At 75.8% G+C, this 14,981-nt stretch carries 10 protein-coding genes; 5 read left to right on the top strand and 5 right to left on the bottom strand.

Going from position 1 to position 14,981, the window contains the following annotated elements; translation table 11 throughout:
* The first annotated feature begins 10 nt into the window (after window positions 1–10).
* Window positions 11–3,427 carry a patatin-like protein gene (locus AB0F11_RS17110; protein ID WP_362173744.1) on the top strand — a complete coding sequence of 1,139 codons (3,417 nt, stop codon included), beginning with the start codon at window positions 11–13 and terminating at the stop codon, window positions 3,425–3,427.
* A gap of 39 nt (window positions 3,428–3,466) precedes the next feature.
* Window positions 3,467–5,539: a SpoIIE family protein phosphatase gene (locus AB0F11_RS17105; protein WP_362173742.1), complete on the top strand. Its 2,073-nt coding sequence runs from the start codon at window positions 3,467–3,469 to the stop codon at window positions 5,537–5,539.
* A gap of 37 nt (window positions 5,540–5,576) precedes the next feature.
* Here AB0F11_RS17105 and AB0F11_RS17100 read toward each other — a convergent pair whose 3' ends face one another.
* Both AB0F11_RS17100 and AB0F11_RS17095 read right to left on the bottom strand, forming a co-directional pair.
* Entirely contained in the window at window positions 5,577–8,378 is a 2,802-nt protein-coding gene (locus AB0F11_RS17100; protein ID WP_362173739.1) for a SpoIIE family protein phosphatase, read from the bottom strand.
* Between the two features lie 18 nt (window positions 8,379–8,396).
* The gene (locus AB0F11_RS17095; RefSeq protein WP_362173736.1) at window positions 8,397–9,383 is read right to left on the bottom strand and encodes a helix-turn-helix domain-containing protein; all 987 of its coding nucleotides are present in this window, start codon (window positions 9,381–9,383) and stop codon (window positions 8,397–8,399) included.
* Window positions 9,384–9,583: 200 nt separating this feature from the next.
* Here AB0F11_RS17095 and AB0F11_RS17090 point away from each other — a divergent pair, with 200 nt between their 5' ends.
* Window positions 9,584–10,171 carry a cysteine hydrolase family protein gene (locus AB0F11_RS17090; RefSeq protein ID WP_362174009.1) on the top strand — a complete coding sequence of 196 codons (588 nt, stop codon included), beginning with the start codon at window positions 9,584–9,586 and terminating at the stop codon, window positions 10,169–10,171.
* A gap of 117 nt (window positions 10,172–10,288) precedes the next feature.
* Here the strand turns inward: AB0F11_RS17090 and AB0F11_RS17085 are convergent, their stop codons facing one another.
* Complete coding sequence (locus AB0F11_RS17085) at window positions 10,289–11,437, bottom strand: glycerate kinase (protein WP_362173733.1); 1,149 nt, start codon at window positions 11,435–11,437, stop codon at window positions 10,289–10,291.
* Window positions 11,438–11,633: 196 nt separating this feature from the next.
* On the opposite strand from AB0F11_RS17085, the gene AB0F11_RS17080 reads away from it, so the two are divergent.
* Together AB0F11_RS17080 and AB0F11_RS17075 are read left to right on the top strand one after the other, a co-directional pair.
* Window positions 11,634–12,134, top strand: coding sequence for an NUDIX hydrolase (locus AB0F11_RS17080; RefSeq protein ID WP_361905832.1), 501 nt, complete (start codon window positions 11,634–11,636; stop codon window positions 12,132–12,134).
* 35 nt (window positions 12,135–12,169) lie between these two features.
* On the top strand, window positions 12,170–12,598 hold the full coding sequence (locus AB0F11_RS17075; protein ID WP_362173730.1) for a hypothetical protein: 429 nt from the start codon (window positions 12,170–12,172) through the stop codon (window positions 12,596–12,598).
* Window positions 12,599–12,640: 42 nt separating this feature from the next.
* On the opposite strand, the gene AB0F11_RS17070 is transcribed toward AB0F11_RS17075, so the two are convergent.
* A complete protein-coding gene (locus AB0F11_RS17070) occupies window positions 12,641–13,177 on the bottom strand; it encodes a methylated-DNA--[protein]-cysteine S-methyltransferase (protein WP_362173727.1) in 537 nt (178 codons plus the stop codon).
* A 14-nt stretch (window positions 13,178–13,191) separates the two neighbouring features.
* A complete protein-coding gene (locus AB0F11_RS17065) occupies window positions 13,192–14,682 on the bottom strand; it encodes an AlkA N-terminal domain-containing protein (RefSeq protein ID WP_362173724.1) in 1,491 nt (496 codons plus the stop codon).
* Window positions 14,683–14,981 lie beyond the last annotated feature (299 nt).

The raw sequence follows: 14,981 nt of genomic DNA, 5'->3' as shown, positions 1-14,981 counted from the left end.
AGCTGGGGGCATGAGCGACGACCCACAGGGCGGGCTCGGCACGGAGCTGCGCCTGGCCCTCGCGATGCGGGGCGGCGTCAGCCTCGCCGTGTGGATGGGCGGGGCCTGTTGCGAGACGGCGGCGCTGCGGTCGGCGGCGCCGCGCCCGCCGGCGCCCACCGCGGACGCGGCACCGGCGGGCGGAGCGCCCGCGGGCGGCGCGCCGGCGGGCGAGGCGCCGACGGGGGAGCGGCCGGCGGACGAGGCCCCGACGGGCGAGGCGGCCACGGATGAGGCGCCGGCGGGCGAGGCACCGGAGTACGGGCCCGAGCCCACCCCGGAGCGCGACGTCTACCAGGGCCTGCTGGCGGCCTGCGGCTACGAGCGGGTCGACGTCGACGTCCTGGTCGGCACCAGCGCCGGAGGGCTCAACGGCGTGCTGATGGCCTGCCACCTCGTGTACGGGATGCCCTTCGGCGACGGCGTGCGCAACCTGTGGCTGCGCCTGGGCGACCTCGAAGGACTGCTGCGCCGCTCGACCCCCTTCCACGTACCGGCCTCGCTGATGCGCGGCGACGAGGTCTTCTACAAGGAGCTGCGCTCCTGCCTCGGGGACCTCGTCAACCAGGCGCCGCCCGCCTGGCGCCCGCCCGCCTCGCTGCGGCTGATCCTGACCGCGACCCGGCTGCGGCCCCGCCGCGACTGGGTGCGCCCCCGGCTCGGCCGGCCGCAGCTCGTCGGGCGCTCCGACGCCTACTTCCGCTTCCGCCACCGCGGGGCGCTCACCGACTTCCCCGACGACGTCACGGGTGCGGCCCGCGACGCGGCCCTCACCCGTCTGGCCTACGCCGCCCGCACCACGTCCTCCTTCCCCGGCGCCTTCGAGCCCGGCCAGGTGTACGTCGCCACCGGCGCCCAGAGCCTCACCGACCCGCTCCGGGTGGACATGCGGGGCGTCAGCAGCGAGACCGGCTACCCGGACGGGAACTCGGACGGCTGCGTCGAGCTCATGGACGGCGGCCTGCTGGACAACATCCCCGTCGCCTGGGCCGTACGGGCCATCGCCGGGGCCCCGGTGACCCGCAAGGCCGACCGGTGGCTGCTGTTCCTGCAGCCCGTGCCGCCGTTCCCGCCGCCCCCCGCACCGCCGCAGGCGAAGCGGCGCGTGACCCGGCTCGTGCGGACGGCCGTGCAGTCCCTCGCCGTCAAGGCCGGGTCGGAGTCCCTGCGCGACGACGCCCTCGCCCTGCAGGCCGCGGACGCCGCGGCCCAGCAGCGGCAGAGCGCCACGGGGGCGCTGCCGCTGACCCTCGACGCCCTGGAGGGCATGGTCCCCAGCCGGCTGGGGATGTACGCGAGGACGGTCGGCGGCGCCGAGGCCACCCGGCTGATCCGGCTGCTGGAGGACCCGGCGGACGTGACCGGCCCGGACGCGCTGCCGCTGCCGGCCGGCCCGGGCCCGCTGGAGCCGCTGGACGAGACCGGCGAGGGCTCCGTCACGCTGTTCCGGCGGCTGCGCGCGGCCCCGGCCGCCCTGGTGCTCCCCGACGGGGGCGGCGCGCTGCCCGAGCCGGGATGCTCCCCGCTGCCGCTGGCCCGCACGGTCCGGCTGCTCCTGGACTGGGTGCGGGCCTGGGAGGCCGGACGGGACGGGGCGGAGCAGCATGCCGGGGGCGAGGCCGCCGGGCCGGTCGCCGAGGAGCTGCGCCGGCGGCTGCACGCCTTCCGGTTCGCCGTCGCCGTCCTCATCGCCGCCCGGGACCGCCTGCTGCTGGCTGCGTACCGCGACGCCCTGGCCCTGGGCATCCTGCCCGAGGACGCCGCCGGCCCGTACGTCGCGGCCACCCGCCGGCTGGCGGCGCTGATGCCGGCGCTGCCGCCGCCGGGCGCGGACCCGCGGCAGTGGGAGACCTGGGCGGTCAACCTCGCCCAGGCGGCCACCGGCGGGGCGCCGCCGCCCCCGCCCGCCCCGGTGGCGCCCGAGGCCGCGTACGCACAGCTGTGGCTGCGGCTCGCCGAACTCGGCGAGGACGTCGGCACGCGGCTCCCCGCCGGGATCGCCGGCTTCGAGGCCCTCCACGAGGCCGCTTCCCAGGGCACGCTGCCCATGGCCGACGCCCTGGCCCGGGCCGAGGTGCTGCTCGGCCCGCTGCGCCCCAACCCGCTCGCCGAGGCCGCGGACATCGCCTTCCACACCGTCTCGGCGGCGAACACCAGCTGGGCCACCGACACCGTCCTGCCGGGGGTGGACCGCAACTCCCCGAAGGCGCTGGTCCGCGCCAAGCTCAGCGGCAACCAGCTCAACAACTTCGCCGCGTTCCTCAGCGCCCGCTGGCGGATGAGCGACTGGACCTGGGGCCGCCTCGACGGGGCCGCCTCCCTCGTCTCCGTCGTCGCCACCGACGAGCGCCTCCAGCGCGCGTTCGGCTCCATCCAGGACCCCACGGCGCTCGCCGGGGCCGTGGCCGAGGCCACCGGACTCGGTGAGCCCTTCGTCGAGGCCTGGGCCGCGCACGTCGTGGCGCAGGGCGATTCCGTCGCGCCCTTCGACCGGGTCCGGGCCGTCCTCACCGAGCTGCGCCAGCGCGAGGTCCTCGCCGAGGAGCTGCCGCTCATCGCCGAGCTCCACGCCCGGGGCCCGCGCGGCGGCAACCGGCCGCCGCCCGCTCCGCCCGTCCCGGCCCCGCTCGCACCGGAGGCCTTCGACGACGCAGTACGGGCGCTGCGCGCCATCGGCGCCGAGGAGGTGTCGGGGCTGGTGCGGCAGCGGGACCCGCGCCGGGCGGCCCTGCGCGCGGGCCTGCTGGCCTGGCCGGCGCTCCAGCCCTCCGGCAGGGGCGGTGCCCGGCTCGTACAGGGCGCCCTCGGGGTGCTGAAACCGCTGGTGTACCTGCCGTTCCTGTTCGCCGTCCTGGCGCCCTGGCCGGCCCTGGCCGCCGCCGCGCTGATGTGGACGGGCATCGCCTTCTGCACCGGCCAGTGGTCCTCCCTGCCGGGCCACGTCCCGGTCTGCCTGTACGCCATGGCCGCCCTCGCGGCGGGTACGGGGCGGCTGCGGCCGCCCTGGCTCCGGTACGCGGCGCTCGCGTCCCTCGCCGTGCCGCCGCTGGCCCTGTGGCTGCTGCGCGGCCACACCACCCCGGACCTCGGCCCCTGCTGGCGGTCGGTGGTCATCGGCGCGGCCTTCGCCCTCGCCGCCGCGGCCGTGCTGGACGCGGGCACCGACCGCTGGCTGCTGTTCCCGGCGGCGGCCCTGGCCGCCGGCGGCTGGGCCGCGCTCGTCCAGTTCGGCCGCCCCGCGCTCGACAGCGGCTGGTGGGGTGCACTGATGCTCTACGTCGTCCTCTTCTGGGTGACCTTCGTCCTGCCCTGGCTGTACCCGCGGGCGGTACCGCGGGTGACCCCGAGCCCGGCACGGAGCCCCTCGCCGATCGCTCGGATAGGGTGAATCGGTAGGAATCAGACCCCCCGGGGTGAGGTCGGTGCGGTGGACGCTTTCCAGTCGACGAGCGAGGTCCCGGACCAGCCGGCCGCGGCTGTCGGGTACGCGGGCGTGCTCCGCGAGCTCCTGCCGATCGCCCTCTGGCGGGAGGACGCCGACGGCCGCATCGTCGAATGGTCCCTGGCCGCCCAGGACCTGCTGGGCCACCGCCCCGAGGACATCCTCGGCCGCCCCGGCACCGCCGTCCTCGTCCCCGAGACCAACCACGGCCTCGCCGACCAGCTGACCCGCCGCGTCCAGGCCGGCGAGACGGTCGTCGGCACCCTGCCCGTCCGCCACCGCGACGGCCACCGCATCACCATGGAGATGTGGATCGTCCCCGCCGCCGACCCCCAGGGCCGCACCGGGGCCATGCTCATCGCGGTGGAGACCTCCGAGGTCCTGCGCATGCGGGACTCCCTCGCCGCCCTGCAGAGCCTGTTCACCCAGTCGCCCATCGGGCTCGCCACCCTCGGCCCCGACCTGCGCTTTCTGCGCGTCAACGACGCCCTCGCCCGGATGAACGGCGTCAGCGCCGCCGACCACCTCGGCAAACGCCTCACCGAGGTCGTCCCCGGAGTCAACGCCGCCGCCCTGGAGGCGACCATGCAGCAGGTCCTGGACCGCGGCACCGCCGTCCTCGACGTCCGCCGCACCGGCCGCACCCCCGCAGACCCCGGCCGCGAGCACACCTGGTCCTGCTCCTACGCCCCCCTCCTCGACGGCTCCGGCCGGGCCCTGGGCCTCATCGCGTCCCTCATCGACATCACCGAGGGCCAGCAGGCCCAGATCGAGGCCGAACGGGCCCGCCGCCGCTTCGCCGTGCTCGCCGAGGCCGGCACCCGGATCGGCACCACCCTCGACCTGCGCCAGACCGCCGAGGAGATCACCCAGGTCCTCGTGCCGCAGCTCGCCGACTCCGCCGACGTCCAGCTGCTCGAAGCCGTCCTCGCCCCGGACGACTCCGCCGCCTCCCACCGCGGCCTGCTGCGCCGCCTCGCCGCCGTCTTCCCCGACCCGGACGCCCCCACCGCCAGACTGCTGCCCGGCCAGACCTTCCGGATCCCCGCCGGAACCGTGTACGAGCAGGTCATCGCCGCCGGCCGGCCCATGAACCTGTACCGAGCCGACATCCCCGCCCTGATCTCCGACCCGCGCGCCGAGCCGCTGCGCGCCTACCTCTCCACCCTCGGCTCGGCCCGGCTGATCCCGCTCATGGCCCGCGGCACCGTCCTCGGCGCGGTCACCGTCACCCGGCTGGCCGAACGAGAACCCTTCGACGAACAGGACTGCATCCTGGTCGACGAGGTCGTCGCCCGCGCCGCCCTGAACATCGACAACGCCCGCATGTACACCAACCAGCGGCGGGCCGCCCTCACCCTGCAGCGCAGCCTCAGCAACAGCGACCTGCCCCTCGTCACCGGCCTGGAACTGACCGGCCGCTACCTGCCCGCCAGCGCCCACGACGTCGGCGGCGACTGGTACGACGTCATCCAGCTCCCCGGCGGCCGCACCGGCCTCGTCATCGGGGACGTCATGGGCCACGGCATCCACGCCGCGGCCGTCATGGGCCAACTGCGCACCGCCGTACGCACCCTCGCCCGGCACGGCGTGCCCCCCGGCCGGCTGCTGCGCTCCCTGGACGCGGTCGTGGCCGACCTCGGCGAGGACGAGATGGCCACCTGCGTGTACGCCGTCCACGACCCCGCGTCGGGCGGCTGCGTCATCGCCCGCGCCGGCCACCCCCCGCCGGCCGTGGCCACCGCCCGCGGCACCGTCACCTTCCTCGACGGGCCGCCCGGCACCCCGCTGGGCACGGGCGGCCGCGAGTTCCGCACCGAGCGGCTGCAACTCGCCCCCGGCAGCCTGCTCGTCCTCTACACCGACGGCCTGATCGAGGCCCGCGACCGCGACCTCGACCAGGGCATGGCCGAGCTCGGCCGGGTCCTGCGCGACCCCGCCCAGCCGCTGGAGACCCTGTGCGACGGCATCCTGTCCCGGCTGCTGCCCCCGGCCCCGCAGGACGACGTGGCCCTGCTGCTCGCCCGTACGACACCCCGCCGGCCGGGCCGGGCCTGACCGGCCGCCCGCGGCCGGCCGGTCGGGGGCGGCCGGGTCACCAGGCCAGGTCCTCCAGCGCGTCCAGGTCGGGTTCGGGGAGGGTGGGCTCCGGGCCGGCGGTTAGCGGGAGTTCCGCCCAGATGACCTTGCCCCGCTCGGTGTAGCGCGTGCCCCAGCGGTCCGCGTACTGGGCCACCAGGAACAGGCCGCGGCCGCCCTCGTCGGTGGTGGCCGCGTACCGCAGGTGCGGGGAGGTGCTGCTGGCGTCGGAGACCTCGCAGATCAGGTTCCGGTCCCGCAGCATCCGTACCCGGATCGGCGCGCCCCCGTACCGGATGGCGTTCGTGACGAGTTCGCTCAGGATCAGCTCCGCGGTGAACGCGATGTCCTCCAGCCCCCACGCGGCCAGCTGCGCCGAGCTCGCGCCCCGGACCCGGGAGACCGCCGCCGGATCGGAGGGCACCTCCCACTCGGCGATCCGGTCGGCCTCCAGCCGCCGCGTGTCGGCGATCAGCAGTGCGATGTCGTCGCTCGGCGAGGGGAACAGCAGCGCGGCCAGCACGTCCGAACAGGCCTGCTCGGGGCTGCGGCCCGGCCGCGCCAGCGTTTCGGCCAGCATGCCCAGCCCGGTGTCGAAGTCCCGGTCCCGGTCCTCCAGCAGCCCGTCGGTGAACAGCACCAGCCGGCTCGCCTCCGGCAGCCGCAGCTCCACCGACTCGAACGGCATGCCGCCCACCCCGAGCGGCAGCCCGACCGGCATCTCCGGGAACTCCACCCGCCCGTCCGGCTCGACCAGCGCGGGCCCGGGGTGCCCGGCGCTGGCGATCGTGCAGCGCCCCGACACCGGGTCGTACACCGCGTACAGGCAGGTCGCGCCGGTGAGGCCGGCCGGCTCGCCGGACGCCGCGTCCTCCCCGTCCGGGAAGGCCCCGGACTCGTTCTGGTCGATCCGGCCGATCAGCTCGTCCAGGTGCCCCAGCAGCTCGTCGGGCGCCATGTCCAGCGTCGAGAAGTTGTGCACGGCGGTCCGCAGCCGGCCCATCGTCGCCGCCGCGTGCACCCCGTGCCCCACGACGTCCCCCACGATCAGCGCGACCCGCGCCCCCGCCAGCGGGATCACGTCGAACCAGTCCCCGCCCACCCCCGCCTTCGCCGGCAGGTACCGGAACGCCACGTCCACCGCGCTCTGGGCGGGCAGCACCCGCGGCAGCAGGCTGCGCTGCAGCGTGACCGCCGTCGCGTGCTCCCGCGTGTAGCGCCGGGCGTTGTCGATGGACACCGCCGCCCGCGCCCCCAGCTCCTCCGCGAACGACAGGTCCTCCTCGTCGAACGCCTCCGGCGTCTCGGCCGCCCGCCAGAAGTTGGCCATCCCCAGCACCACGCCGCGGGCCTGCAGCGGCACCGAGATCAGCGAGTGCAGCCCGTACCCGAGGGCCTGGCGGGTGCCCTCCTCGTCCTGCGCCCGCCACCCCTGCGCGGCGTGCAGGTCGGCGGCGAGCACCGCCCGCCCCTCGTCCAGCGCCGTCGCCATCGGAGCCGTCGGCACCTCGAAGCGGATGACGTCCCCGACCGGCTGCAGGGGCTGGTCGGTGCGGATCCCGGTCATCGCCGCCCGCCGCATCTCGGTGTACAGGCCGGCGGCGAGCTCCGGCTCCTCCCCGTGCAGCACCTCCTCCAGCAGCTCCACCGTGACGAAGTCCGCGAACCGGGGGACCGCCACCTCCGACAGCTCCTCCGCCGTGCGCACCACGTCCAGGGTGGTCCCGATCCGCACCCCCGCGTCGTACAGCAGCTGAAGCCGCTCGCGGGCCACCTCGGCGCGGCCCGAGAGCGCGGCCAGCTCGGTGGAGTCGCGCAAGGTCATCACACTGCCCGTCGGGCGCCCCCGGTAGGGCTCGGTGGGGCGCACGTTCACCGCCAGCAGCCGGTCGCCCGCCAGGTGCACCTCGTCCGTCGCGACCCGCCCGGAGAGCAGCAGCGAGGTGGTGTTCGCATCCAGCCCGAGCTCGGTGACGTGGCGCTGCTCGGCATCGGGCGGCAGGTCCAGCAGCCGGCGCGCCTCGTCGTTGGCGAGCAGCAGCCGGTGGTCGGCGCTGATGATCATCACGCCCTCGCGCACCGCGTGCAGGACCGCCTCGTGGTGCTCGTTCATCCGGGCCATCTCGGCCGCGCCCAGCCCCCGCGTCTGGCGCCGCAGCCGCCCGCTGACCAGGGCCGCCCCGCCCGTACCGAGCAGCAGTGCACCCGCGGCGGCGCCCAGCAGCAGGGGGAGCTGGCCCTCGACGACCCCCGAGATGTTGGTGATCTCTATTCCGGTGCCGACCAGGCCGACGACGTTCCCGTCCGCGTCCCGTACCGGCACCACGGCGCGGACCGCGTCGCTGGGCTGGCCCCGGAACACCTCGGTGAAGGGGTGCCCGGCCACGGCGCGCGAGAGGTCGCCGGTGGCCCGCCGGCCGATCAGGTCCGGCCGCGAATCGGTGTACCGGACCCCGTCGCGGGTCATCACCGCGATGAAGTCCACACCGGAGGCCAGGCGTGCGGCGTCGGCCAGGGGCTGGAGCTCGGCCGTCGGGTCGGCCGACTTCAGGGCCGCCGGCAGCCCGGGAGCGTGCGCGAAGGCCTCCGCCGCGGCCAGGGAGCGGTCGCGCGCGTTGCGTTCGCTGTCGTGGCGGGCCTGGAAGACGAGGGCCAGCGCGGCGGCGGTGATCAGCACCAGCACGATCACCGCCTGGAGCGCGAAGACCTGACCGGCGACGCTGTGCGCACCCAGGGAGAAGCGCGCGTGCGGTTCCGCGCCCAGCCGGGTCGGCTGCCGGGGCGGCGATCCCCTGGGTCGACCAAAACGTCCGGTCATGAGCCATTTCTAACACTGCTACGGGGATTCGCGCGTGGCTGCCGGTGCGGCCGTGGTCACAGCGCGGTAGGCGCGCGGGCTCATCCCCACCTGGGCGGTGAAGTGCTGGCGGAAGGTGACCTCGCTGGCGAAGCCCGCCCGCCGGGCCACCTCCGGCACCGGATGGTCGGTGCGCTCCAGCAGCCGGCGCGCCTCGTCGATGCGGTGGCCGAGCAGCCAGCGGTGCGGGGTGGTGCCGGTCGCCGCCGCGAAGTGGCGGGCGAAGGAGCGCGGCGACATCCCGGCCCAGCGGGCCAGCCGTGCCACCGGCAGCGGCTCGTGCAGCTGCCGCAGCGCCCGCTCCCGTACGGCGGCCAGCGCCTCGGCGGTGCGATCCGCGGCCGGAGTGGGCCGGTCGAGGTACTGGGCGTGGTCGCCGGTGCGGAACGGGCCGGTCACCATCGACCGGGCGATGGCCGCCGCGGCCTCCGAGCCGTGGGCCTGCCGGACCAGGTGCAGGCACAGGTCGATCCCGGAGGCCACCCCGGCGGAGGTCCACAGCCCGCCGTCCTCCACGTACAGCGGGGCGTCCTCCACCAGGACCTCCGGGTGGCGCTCGGCGAGCTGCGGGGCCAGCCACCAGTGGGTCACGGCCCGGCGGCCCGCCAGCAGCCCCGCCTCCGCGAGGATGAACGCCCCGGCGCACAGCGCGGCGACCGGCACCCCGCGGGCGTGCGCCTCCCGCAGCGCGGCGAGGACCGGCTCGGGGGTGGGGTCGGTCGGCTCGGCCAGCGCCGGCACGACGACGAGGTCGGCCGTGGCGACCCAGTCGAGCCGCCGGTCGGGGGCCAGGGTCAGCCCGCCCGGCAGGGCGATGGGCTCGGTGTCCACGGCGCAGCGGCGCAGCTCGAAGCGGGGGACGCCGAGGCCGCTGCGGTGCGGGCCCCAGACCTCGGTGATCACGGCGAGGTCGAAGCTGCGGATGCCGGGTTGGACGAGGACGGCGACGCGTTGCATGCGGCCCATGCTGCCACTGCCGCCGAGGCGATGCTGCCAGGGTGGCAGGATCCCATCGATACCCGGCAGGGGAGCCGCTGTCTTGCGGGCACCGCGCCGACCAGCATGGAGTCATGAAGAACTCCACGAACTCCCTGCAGAACACCGCGGCGACCCCGGCCGCGAACACCGCCGCGACTCCCGCCGCGAACCCGGTGCCCCACGAGGGGATCGAGATCGCCGCCGATGCCGCGCTGCTGGTCATCGACGTACAGAAGGGCTTCGACGACACCGCCTTCTGGGGCCCGCGCAACAACCCGGGCGCCGAGCGGAACATCACCGCCCTGATGGACGCCTGGCAGGCGACCGGCCGCCCGGTCGTGCTCGTCCAGCACGCCTCGCGCCCCGGCTCGGTCCTGGCCCCGGACCACCCGGGCCACGCCTTCAAGGACGCCGTCGCCGAGCGGGCGGACCGTGCGGCGCTGCTGGTCACCAAGACGGTGAACTCCGCCTTCTACGGCACGCCGGACCTGGCCGACTGGCTCGCCGCGCAGGGGATCCGCCAGCTGGTGGTGGCCGGGATCCAGACCAACATGTGCGTCGAGACCACCGCCCGGATGGGCGGGAACCTGGGCTACGACGTCCTCGTACCGCTCGATGCGACCCACACCTTCGACCTGTCCGGGCCGGCCGGGCTGCGCCTGAGCGCCGACCAGCTCGCCGCGGCCACCGCCGTGAACCTCCAGGGCGGCCGCTTCGCCCGCGTGGTCACCACGGGCCAGCTCCTGAGCGCCGCGGCGGCCCCGGTCCCGGCGTGAGGAGGGCCAACCGGCGAGGCCCGGCGCACGCTCCCCGGCAGGGAGCGCAGCACCGGGCCGCGCCGCTGTACGCCTTCTCCGTACGACCTCGCGTACGACCTCGCTGTACGGCCTCGCTCAGAGCACGTCGGCGGCGATGTTGGCCGCGACCTGCTCCAGCAGCGGGCCCGCGTTCGCGATGCACACCGCCGGGTCCGGCTCGATCTCCGTCAGCGGGTAGGCGCGGCGGATGCCGGCCGCCTGCAGGGCCGACTGCTCCAGCAGGAGCCGGCCGCAGACCGCCACGACCTCCTTGCCCGCGGCCCGCGCCGCCGCCGCGACGCCCGCCGGGGCCTTGCCGTGCAGGGTCTGCTCGTCCAGCGAGCCCTCACCGGTGATCACCAGGGTCGCCCGCTCCAGCGCCGGGGCGAAGCCGAGCACCTCCAGCATCAGCTCGATGCCGGGCCGGAAGCTCGCGCCGAGCAGCAGCGCACCGTAGCCGATGCCGCCCGCGCCGCCCGCGCCGGGCGAGGCCGCCAGCTCGGTGGCCTTCGGGCCGATGGCCTTCTCCAGCACCAGCGCGTAGTGCGCCAGCGCCGCGTCCAGCGTCGCCACGTCCTCCGGCGACGCGCCCTTCTGCGGGCCGTACACCGCCGCGCAGCCCTTGGGGCCGGTCAGCGGGTTGTCCACGTCGCTGGCCAGCACGAAGTCGACCTCGGCGAAGCGGGGGTCGACCCCGGACAGGTCCGCGGAGGCCAGCTGGGCCAGCGCGCCGCCGCCCGGACCGACCGGTTCGCCGTTCGCGTCCAGGAACACCGCGCCCAGCGCGGCCAGCATGCCCGCGCCGCCGTCGGTGGTGGCGCTGCCGCCCACACCGAAGACGATGGTGCGCGCCCCGGCGTCCAGGGCGGCCTTCAGCACCTCGCCCGAGCCGTACGTCGTCGCCGTCAGCGCGGCGAAGACGCCCTTCGGCAGCAGCTGCAGCCCCGACGCCTCCGCCATCTCCACCACGGCGGTGCCGTCGCGCAGGGCGAAAGCGGCCGTGACCTGCTCGCCGAGCGGTCCGGTGACCCGTACCTCCCGGCGTTCGAACCCGGCCGCCACGGCGGCCGCGACCGTACCGTCGCCGCCGTCCGCGACGGGGAGGGTCTCTACCTCCACGCCCGGTACGGCCTTGCGAAGACCGGCCGTCACCCGCTCGGCGACCTGAACGGCCGTGAGCGAGCCCTTGAATTTGTCCGCGGCGATGAGCACGCGCGCGGCCTCAGTTACTGCTCCGTCCGTCACCTTGCTATCCCTTGCTATCGAACAGTGCAGTCGCGCCGCCATGAGCCTATCCGGAGGATCCTCCTATGCCCATGGGTGGCCTGGGTCACATGCCGTCCGCGATACCCCTAAAGCGGGACATGTACCTGCATAACGCTCCGCGTGGAGGCCCCGGTGGACGTGATCGCTCCGCGGCGGGTGTGGATAGGGTGGGCGGGTGACTGCCACGGATGACTACGCCACCTACATCGCGAGCCTGCCCCGGGTGCTCGCCGGGGCGGCCGCGCTCTACCGGGACGCGCGGGGCCGGGTGCTGCTCGTCGAGCCCAACTACCGCGAAGGCTGGGCCCTGCCGGGCGGGACCATCGAGTCCGACGCGGGCGAGTCGCCGCGCGCCGCCGCCCGCCGGGAGAGCGCCGAGGAGATCGGCCTCGACCTGCCGCTCGGCCGCCTGCTCGCCGTCGACTGGACCCTCGGCCCGGGCCGTCCGCCGCTGGTCGCCTACCTCTTCGACGGGGGCGTGCTCGACGAGGCGCAGCTCGCCGCGATCCGGCTCCAGGAGGAGGAACTCCTGTCCTGGAAGCTGGTCGAGCCCGCCGAACTCGGCGAGTACCTCCTCGGATCGCTCGGCCTGCGCACCCGGGAGGCCTGCCGGGTGCTGGAGTCCGGCGAGGGAACCGTGGAACTGGAGAACGGCCGCCGCCCGGCTGCGTCGTGACACCGGGCTTACCTCACGCAGGACACAATCAGCTGATGATCACGATGTACGCCTGGCCCAGCACGGCCGACGGGCCCGACGCCCTGCCCATGGTCCACTTCACCACCGACCGGCAGGACGGCGGCGAAGTCACCGCCGACGGAACGCCGGTGTGGCTGTTCGACACCGCCATACGCGACGGCGGCTGGGCCCGGTTCACCGACTTCGACGGCTGGTCCGCGCCCGCCGAGGGCTGGCAGGCGCTCTACCGCCGCGAGGACGACCTCCTCGCCGTCTCCGGCCCCGGCCCGTGCGAGGGGTGGTACCAGGGCAACCTCGGCGCCGACGCCGAGTGGGTGGCGGCCGCCGCCGCGCAGCAGAGCGTCGTCCTCCTCGCGGCCCCCGTCCAGCACCCCTCGCTCTACAGCTACGCGGTCGAGGCGGGCGCCGCCTTCGCCCTGCTGGTGCCGCTGGCCGTCATCTGACCTGGGCCGGCAGCTCAGACTCGGCAGCTCAGAGCCGGCAGCTCAGAACAGGGCCTCCGGGGCCCCGACGGCGGGCTCCTTGCCGGACTCGAAGGCCAGGAGGCGGACCTTGCGGTCGACGCCGCCGCCGTAGCCCGTCATGCTGCCCGAGGCGCCGATCACGCGGTGGCAGGGGACGATGATGCCGATCGGGTTGCGGCCGTTGGCCAGGCCGACCGCCCGCGAGGCGTTCGGCTTGCCGAGCCGGGCCGCCAGCTCCCCGTACGACCAGGTCTGACCGTACGGGATCCGTACGAGCTGGTCCCACACGCTGCGCTGGAACGCGGTGCCCTCCAGGCGCAACGGGAGGTCGAACCCGGTCCGCTCCCCGGCGAAGTAGGCGGTCAGCTGGCGCACCACCTCCGGGAACGGGCCCTCGTCGGCGGTGACCCGCTCCCCGAACGTCTCCTCGGCCGGCCGGTGCCGCTGCCCGCTCATGTACAGGCCGCTGAGGACGCCGTCCGTGGAGACCAGGGTCAGCGGCCCGTACGGGCTCTCGACGACGGCGTGCGTCCTGGCGGTGGTGGTCGTGGTGGTCATGGCGCGTCTGCTCCTCAGGCGGGGAGGTGGTTGATGGCGTGGTCGTCGGTGGCCCACAGGTACTGCACGGCGTACGCCCGCCAGGGCCGCCAGGCGGCCGCCCGGGCGGTCAGCGCGGCCGGCGTGGACGGCAGCCCGAGCTCCTTCGCGGCGCGCCGCAGCCCGAGGTCGGACGGCAGGAAGGCGTCCGGGTCGCCGAGCGCCCGCATCGCGATCACCTCGGTGGTCCAGGGGCCGAATCCGGGCAGGGCGGCCAGCCGGGCGCGGGCCGCCTCCCAGTCGCTGTCGACGCCCAGCGGGAGCGAGCCGTCCGCCAGGGCGGCGACGAGCGTGGTCAGCGTGGTGCGCCGGCTGCGCGGCAGGGCCAGGGCCTCCGGGTCCAGTGCGGCCAGGGCCTGCGGGGAGGGGAACAGGTGGGTGAGCCCCCCGGCGGGGTCGGGGTCCGCGACCGGCTCGCCGTACGCCGTCACCAGACGGGCCGCGTGCGTACGCGCCGCCGCGGTGGACACCTGTTGGCCCAGCACCGCCCGTACGGCGAACTCCGCCGCGTCGACGGTCCGCGGGACCCGGCGCCCCGGGGCCTTGTCCACCAGCGGCGCCAGCAGCGGGTCGGTGCGCAGCTGCTCGTCGACCGCCTCCGGGTCGGCGTCGAGGTCCAGCAGCCAGCGGCAGCGGCTGATGGCGATCGTCAGGTCGCGCAGGTCGGTCAGGGCCAGCTGGCAGCCGATGTGGTCGGGCTGCGGGGTGAGGGCGACGACGCCGGTGCCGTAGGGCAGGCGCAGGGTCCGGCGGTAGGCGCCGGCGCGCCACTCCTCGACGCCGGGAACTGCGGTCGCGGCGAGGTGGCCGAAGAGGTTGTCCGGGTTGAGCGGGGCCCGGTACGGCAGGCGCAGGCTGATCGTGCCGGGGATGCGCGGCTCCTGCCGCTTCGCCCGGGCGGCCCGGGCGGCTCGGGCCCGCAGCTCGCCGGGGGCGAGGGCGAAGACCTCGCGGACGGTCTCGTTGAAGGTGCGGATGGAGGAGAAGCCGGAGGCGAACGCCACGTCCCCCATGGGGAGCTCGGAGGTCTCGATCAGCAGCCGCGCGGTCTGGGCGCGCTGCGCCCGGGCGAGCGCGAGGGGTCCGGCGCCCAGCTCGGCGTTGAGCTGTCGCTCGACCTGGCGGGTGGAGTAGCCGAGGCGGGCCGCGAGACCGGGCACGCCCTCGCGGTCCACGACGCCGTCCTGGATGAGGCGCATGGCGCGGGCGACGGCGTCGGCGCGGGCGTTCCACTCGGGGGAGCCGGGGGAGGTGTCGGGCCGGCACCTCTTGCAGGCCCGGTACCCGGCCTGCTGGCAGGCGGCGGCGCTGGGCAGGAAGGTCATGTTCTCGACCTTCGGCGGCACGGCGGGGCAGCTGGGCCGGCAGTAGATCCGGGTCGTCCGCACGGCGGTGAAGAACCACCCGTCGAACCGGGCGTCCTTCGACTGCACGGCCCTGACGCAGCGCTCGGTGTCGGTGTACATGGATCCAGGATCGCGGGGGGCGGGGGGAGGGGCTGGCGGTTTTCCGACATCAAGCGTAGGCGGGCCGACGGCGCCACATCCCGGCCCGGGGCCGCAGACGTCGACTCCCTCGCAGCCGCAGCCGCAGGCCGGGCGCCGGACGGCAGATCCAGCCCGCGCGGCGTTTGGAGCGCACCGGGCGCGCAGCGCCCGGAACGGCGTGCCGGGCGAAGCCCGGGCACCCGGCGGGGGCCGGGGCCGCAGGCCCCGGTTTCGGGAAGGGGCGGGCTGGGGAACAGCTCCGCGCAGCGGACCCGACC

It is taken from the genome of Streptomyces sp. NPDC032472, assembly GCF_040636955.1.
In the GTDB taxonomy this organism is placed as follows: Bacteria; Actinomycetota; Actinomycetes; order Streptomycetales; family Streptomycetaceae; genus Streptomyces.
The sequence above is the reverse complement of the archived record's forward strand: the minus strand, read 5'-3'. Positions and strand labels throughout refer to the sequence as shown.

Coding starts and splice junctions, on each gene's coding strand:
- AB0F11_RS17100 (WP_362173739.1), bottom strand. CDS start 8,378: ATGACCGGACGTTTTGGTCGACCCAGGGGATCGCCGCCCCGGCAGCCG.
- AB0F11_RS17075 (WP_362173730.1), top strand. CDS start 12,170: ATGATCACGATGTACGCCTGGCCCAGCACGGCCGACGGGCCCGACGCC.
- AB0F11_RS17095 (WP_362173736.1), bottom strand. CDS start 9,383: ATGGGCCGCATGCAACGCGTCGCCGTCCTCGTCCAACCCGGCATCCGC.
- AB0F11_RS17110 (WP_362173744.1), top strand. CDS start 11: ATGAGCGACGACCCACAGGGCGGGCTCGGCACGGAGCTGCGCCTGGCC.
- AB0F11_RS17065 (WP_362173724.1), bottom strand. CDS start 14,682: ATGTACACCGACACCGAGCGCTGCGTCAGGGCCGTGCAGTCGAAGGAC.
- AB0F11_RS17070 (WP_362173727.1), bottom strand. CDS start 13,177: ATGACCACCACGACCACCACCGCCAGGACGCACGCCGTCGTCGAGAGC.